Origin of the sequence: Candidatus Angelobacter sp. (assembly GCA_035607015.1) — a bacterium.
GTDB lineage: Bacteria > Verrucomicrobiota > Verrucomicrobiia > Limisphaerales > AV2 > AV2.
In genome coordinates this window covers 23511-29510 of sequence record DATNDF010000418.1, presented here as the reverse complement: position 1 = coordinate 29510, position 6000 = coordinate 23511, and the positions used below count along the sequence as shown (strand labels likewise).

Sequence of the window (6000 nt, the reverse complement as noted above, 5' to 3'; positions counted from 1 at the left end):
CCCGCCAGTCATTTCTCGCACCAAACCCAACGCGCGTCACATTCGCCCGCGATCGCGAAACAACCTTTTCGATTTGCGGGCTGTCACCATTCACAAACAGTCTTCCGTTTGCAGGCAACAATTCCGCCAGCCAGCCTTCCTCTTCCACGACACCTTCGATGTCGCCAAAAAATTCCAGGTGCTCACGCCCGAGACTGGTGACGACGCCCCATCGCGGCGCGGCCATCCGCACGAGCGGCGCGAGCTCCCCCGGATGGTTTGTGCCCACTTCAATCACGGCGGCCTTATGCGAGTTTTCCAGTTTCAACAACGTCACCGGCACGCCGATGTCGTTGTTGAAACTCGCCTCGCTCCAGAGGGTCCTGAACCGCTGCCGGAGCACGGACGCGAGCAACTCTTTCACTGTCGTTTTGCCGTTCGAGCCGCCGACCGCAATGACCGGAAACTCGAAGTCGCGTCGGTACCGCGCCGCCAGTCTGCCCAGTGCCAGGCGTGTTTCCCCGACTGCAATCACCGCGCAACCCGGGGCGGAATCGGGATTTTTTCCTTTCTCGACGACCACTGCGACCACGCCCTTCTGAGCGACCTCGTTCAAAAAATGGTGGCCGTCAAACTTCTCTCCGGCCAGCGCCAGAAACAGATCGCCGGGTCGCGCCTGCCGCGAGTCGGTACAGACTCGAGTTACCATCGCAGCGGGCGAACCACTCAACAGTTCACCGCCGCACGCTTCTGCGATGTATGTCAAAGAGCGCGGTTCCATTGCTGGCCGCTAGGATTTCCCGTCTCCCGCATGGCCGACTGCCTCGAGTGTCTCGATCGCATGGAGTCGGTCATCAAACGGGACCACCGTGTCCTCGAACTCCTGGTAGGTCTCGTGGCCTTTGCCGGCCAGCAACACCGTGTCTCCCGCCTCCGCCGTGCGAATGATTTCGTCAATGGCACGTTGGCGATCCAGTTCGACGCGATAACCGTCGGGCCGCACGCTACGAAAGCCGTCTTCAATCGCCGCGGCGATTTTCTCGGGTGATTCGCGCCGCGGATTGTCGCTTGTGATGATCGTGAAGTCCGCGAGTTCGGCCGCAACTTTGCCCATCTTCGGACGCTTGCCGGCATCGCGGTTGCCGCCGCAGCCAAACAGAAGCCGGAGTCGGCCCGGCGTGATTTCGCGCAGCGTCCCGAGCACGTTGCGCAACGCGTCGTCCGTGTGCGCGTAGTCCACGAATACGCCGAAGGGCTGGCCGAGCACGATGCTTTCAAGGCGGCCGGGCACGGTCTTCGCCGCGTTTAATGCGGTTTGAATCGGGTTCACTCCAACTTTCAGGACCAGCCCCGCGCCGACGGCCGCCAGCGCGTTATAGACATTGTGCCGGCCGATCAACGGCAACCGGCAGTGGAATTTTTCCTGCGGCGTCTCAATGACCATTTGGGTGGCGTTCCGTTCGAGTTTGATCCCGGTGGCGCGGACTTTTGCCGTGTCGCTCAAGCCGTAGGTCATTTGACCTTCAACGTTGGTTTCCTTCGCGAGTCGAGCGCCAAACGGGTCGTCGATGTTGATGATGGCGCCGGACCTTTTCATGCCCTGCTCCAGCGTGGAGAACAGCTTTCTTTTGGCCGCGTAATAATTCTCCATCGTGCCGTGGTAATCGAGATGATCCTGGGTGAGGTTTGTAAAAATGGCCGCGTCGAATTCGACCCCGCACACGCGTTTCTGCTCAAGCGCGTGCGAGCTCACTTCCATCACGCACGCCTGACAGTCGGCCCGGAGCATCTGTGCCATCATCTGCTGGATTTCGAGCGCCTCCGGCGTCGTGCGCTGCGCGGGAATGACGCGCTCTCCGATTTCATAACGCACGGTGCCGATCAGACCGCAGTTGACGCCTGCGGCCTCCAGAATCTGCTTCACCATGAACGAAACGGTGGTCTTGCCATTTGTTCCGGTAACGCCGATGACCCGCAGTTTTTGGCTCGGATGCTGATAATAAGCCGCCGCCGCCAGGGCGAGTGATTCGCGGGTGTCGGCAACCTTGATCTTCGTCGCCCGCTGGGAAACGAAACCATTTTTTTCGCAAATGACCGCTATCGCGCCGCGGTCAATCGCTGTGCTGATAAAATCGTGCCCGTCTGCTTTCCGACCCGGGACGGCAACAAAAACCATTCCGGGCGTCACACGGCGCGAATCATAAGCGATGCCCGCCACCTCGCGATCGAGTGGACCTTCGACGCGAATCGGCGTCAGCGCCGTGACAAGTCGCTTCAACTGCATGGGCACATCAAAAGTTTCGCCGGATTTGTGCTGCCGTCAATGTGTTGGAGACGTCGGTTTCAGCGATCGTCTCGGCGCGATTCGGAGACGGCTTCAGAGGACGGACGGACGGTGCCTGCTCGTCGGGCCGGATGCCCAGGTAAACCGCCGCGCGCCCGGCAACTGCCTTGAAAATTGGCCCCGCGGTTTCACCGCCGTAATAGCGTTTCAGATCCGGTTCATCGAGAAACACCGCAACGCAGATTTCCGGATCGTCAGCCGGAAGGAAGCCGATGAACGAAGAAAAATACTTGTGAGAACTGTACGGGGGCTTTTGGCCCGTACCGGTTTTGCCGGCCACGGTGTAATGCTCCAGCGCCGCCTTGGGCGCGGTGCCGCCCGGCAGCACGACCTTTTTCATCGCCTGGACCATCAGCCGTGCGGTCTCTTCTCTGACAACCGGACGGACAACCCGCGGTTGACATTTGAGAACCTCCTCCTTGCGTTCGTCCTCAAGATGGTCAACCAGCATTGGCTGCATAAGCCGTCCTCCGTTGGCGATGGCGCTGATCGCCATCGCCATTTGTAACGGCGTGACGGCGATCCCCTGTCCCATGGGAATCTGGGCGATCGACACCTTGTACCAGTCCTTCACGTCGCGCACCGTGCCGCGCACCTCGCCCGGCAGGGCGATGCCTGTGCGGGAACCAAATCCGAAATCCCGAATGTATTTGTAAAGGCGCGTTTCGCCCAGTTTCATGCCTACTTTGGCCGCGCCGATGTTGGATGATTTCGCGATGATTTCTTCGACGGTCAGATTGCCGAAATGATGTCCGGCGTCGTGCAAAGTGTGCCCGGCGAATGGAAATAGTCCGTTCTCACAGTAAATCACGTCGTTGAGCGATACCACCTGTTCGTTCAGCGCGGCTGATACCACGACCGCTTTGAAGGTTGAACCCGGCTCGAATGTGTCCGTAACGATTCGATTGCGGAGATTGGCGATGGGCGTCCTCTTATCGATCTGATTCGGATTGAAATTTGGAAGCGATGCCATGGCCAGAATGGCGCCCGTCTTGGGGCGCAAGACGATGCCGGAGATGCTGGCCGGTGTATTTGCCTCCATGCCCTTTGCCAGTTCCGCCTCAAGGATGTCCTGCACAGTTGCATCAAGAGTGAGGACGACGTTCAATCCGGGGCGTGGCGCAATGTCCTCCTCACGAAACAGGACCAGTTCCCGCCTGCGGCGGTCGTTCTCCGTCTGCCGCCAGCCCGCCGTGCCACTGAGCGCTGAATTGAACGACGCTTCTATTCCGTCGCGCCCCGCCAACTCGGACACAACGGCCCCCTCGACGACTTTGTCCGTGGCAGCAGTAAACCCCAAAACGTGGGACGCCAGGGCGCCGCCGGGATACACTCTCAGCTGGTCGTCCGACGGCTCCGTGAAAATGGCGCGTTGACGAAGATTCTGATAGAATATGCGCTCCCGTTTTGGCAGTTTCTTTTCATCCACCCCGGATGCGACATTCTTCATCGCCCCCTGGATTCTTTCCCATTCGTCGAGCGTGACCTTTCGTTTGAGCGGGACGTATTTGTCCGCGTGCTCCTTTCCAGATTTGTCGGTCCAGACTCGAGGTTGAAGCCGTTGAGCCAGATCTGCCTCGCTCATTCCGAGCAAAGGAGCCAGCGTGCGCGCGACGACGAGTTGATTGGTTCCGATCAGACTGGGGTCCGCGCACACGGTTTTGACGAAAAGGCATGTCGCCAACACATTTCCCTTCGCATCCAAGATGTCGCCTCGCGGCGACGGATGAATGATGGTGCTTTCCCTGCGAGCGGCCGCCAGCCGGCTCAGGTCTTCGTGGCGGACGATCTGCAAATCCACAAGGCGGTATCCCAGCCCGGCGAAGGCCACGACGAGCAACAATGCCATCATCCCCAGCCGCCGATATTGCGCTGGCTGGATCATGGCAGAAAGGAGCCTCTGTCTCTCTCGTTTCAAGTTACCTGGCCGCCAAAGCGGCGGTTTGCTGTTTTGCGTACTGAGATTCTGTTGGATTCGCAACGGGCGCCAGCGTGTCCACCAGACGAACGATCTGTGTCGGCTGCACGATCACGAGTGCCGGCTTCAAATCTTTTAACCGCAACTTAAGCGATTCGGGTGATTGAAGCTCCGCGAGCTGTCGGGCGAACTGGCTGTTGTGCGCCCGCAACACGATCAGGCGCTTCTCCTTCTCGATTTTCTGACTGCCCAGTTCGAGAAGCTGATTCTGCTGCCACACATAGCCGACGCCCGAGCCCCCGATCAACAGGCAGATGAGCAGCGCTTTCAGCGCTGCCCCAAAACGTACAGCGGCGGATTCATGTTTTCGGTTTCGCGCCATATTAAATCTTTTCCAGCACACGGAGTCGCGCACTGCGCGCGCGTGGATTGGCAGCGACCGCCCTGGCATCGGGCCGGATCGGCTTCCGGCTTGCCCATTTCAACTGCGGCGCGACAGGTTGCCGCAGTTCAGGCACGTCCACGCCACCTGCAACAAAATAATCGCGCGAGCGCTCGCGCCCGAAATTCTTTACGACACGGTCTTCGATTGAATGGAACGTAATCACGGCCAGCCGTCCGCCCGATTTCAGAATCTTCACCGCGGATTCGAGTCCGTCACGCAAAGAGCCGAGTTCATCATTCACCGCGATGCGGAGTGCCTGGAAAACACGCGTCGCCGGATGTATCCGGCGGCCGCGTCGAGGCAAAAGTCGTTCGATTAGCTCCGCCAGTTGGCGCGTCGTTTCGAAGCGGCGGAAACGCCGCTCGTTTTCAATCGCGCGCGCCAACCGGCGTGCCTCGGGTTCCTCGCCCAGGTCCCGAAAAATCCGCGTTAATTCTTCAACGCCTGCGTCATTGATCATTTGCGCCGCCGTCAGCGTCTGCCGTCCATCCATCCGCATATCAAGCGGGCCGTCCTGCTGAAAACTAAAGCCGCGCGCCGGCCGGTCGAGTTGCGGGGAACTCACTCCCAAATCAAATAAAACGCCGTCGCAACTCTCCGCATCAATCCAATTCGACAACTCCGCGAAATTGCCGCGCTGCAGCTCGAAGCAGCCCTCAATCTCCGACAGCCGCTGTGCAGCCGCCTCAAGCGCTTCGCCATCGCGATCGCATCCAAACAACCATCCAGTGGGCGCACTCGCGTTCAGTATGGCTGTTGCGTGTCCACCCCCACCGACGGTACCGTCGACATATCGGCCGCCGGGCCTGGGATGAAGCGCCGCCAACACTTCCGCCACCATTACTGGATTGTGAATGTATTCGGCCACTGTTCATGAGCAGACTATGCGCGAACACGTTCGGATCCGAACCACCGCGCGGTCAAACGACTCAACGCGAAGCCGGGCGCTGGTGGTTTGAACCATCGACGGCGGTCCGGCTTCCGACTCTCGGCGGACGGCGCCGCGGGCTTCGCGGCAACAACTTCCAAATCTGCGTCGATCAAATCATTCCGAACGGGCTTTACTGAATCCAGCGACAATTCAGCTTGTACCGGTACCGGCGAAACGGTTCCACCTGTGGGCTGGTGTGTGAATGGGTTTTTGCGCAACCGAAACCAATTCGTCGAAACAGGAACCGTGTTCGGGCAGGTTTTGATCGCTGACTGCGACCGTGCCGCAGTGTCTGAAACCCGCGCCTTGAAGGCCAAATTTTTCGTCGCCGTGGATTCCAGCCGCGGCGCCGGGCGGCTCGCCACAATTCCCGCGCCTGCCAC

General features: G+C 59.6%; 5 protein-coding genes. All 5 read right to left on the bottom strand.

Features of this window, described 5'->3' with window-relative positions:
- Positions 1 to 760 (bottom strand): UDP-N-acetylmuramoyl-tripeptide--D-alanyl-D-alanine ligase (murF, locus tag VN887_16775; protein HXT41663.1); only part of this gene is annotated, 760 nt, incomplete at its 3' end.
- 9 nt (positions 761 to 769) lie between these two features.
- Positions 770 to 2263, bottom strand: coding sequence for a UDP-N-acetylmuramoyl-L-alanyl-D-glutamate--2,6-diaminopimelate ligase (locus tag VN887_16770; GenBank protein HXT41662.1), 1494 nt, complete (start codon positions 2261 to 2263; stop codon positions 770 to 772).
- 7 nt (positions 2264 to 2270) lie between these two features.
- Positions 2271 to 4208, bottom strand: a complete 1938-nt coding sequence (locus VN887_16765; protein ID HXT41661.1) for a penicillin-binding protein 2 — start codon at positions 4206 to 4208, stop codon at positions 2271 to 2273.
- 34 nt (positions 4209 to 4242) lie between these two features.
- Positions 4243 to 4623, bottom strand: a complete 381-nt coding sequence (locus VN887_16760) for a hypothetical protein (protein ID HXT41660.1) — start codon at positions 4621 to 4623, stop codon at positions 4243 to 4245.
- Between the two features lies 1 nt (position 4624).
- Positions 4625 to 5554 (bottom strand): 16S rRNA (cytosine(1402)-N(4))-methyltransferase RsmH, encoded by a 930-nt coding sequence (gene rsmH, locus VN887_16755; GenBank protein HXT41659.1) that lies wholly within the window; start codon positions 5552 to 5554, stop codon positions 4625 to 4627.
- Positions 5555 to 6000 lie beyond the last annotated feature (446 nt).

Bases quoted from the DNA above. Each gene is read 5' to 3' on its own strand.
- VN887_16760 (HXT41660.1), bottom strand. From the start codon at position 4,623: ATGGCGCGAAACCGAAAACATGAATCCGCCGCTGTACGTTTTGGGGCA.
- VN887_16765 (HXT41661.1), bottom strand. From the start codon at position 4,208: ATGATCCAGCCAGCGCAATATCGGCGGCTGGGGATGATGGCATTGTTG.
- VN887_16770 (HXT41662.1), bottom strand. From the start codon at position 2,263: ATGCAGTTGAAGCGACTTGTCACGGCGCTGACGCCGATTCGCGTCGAA.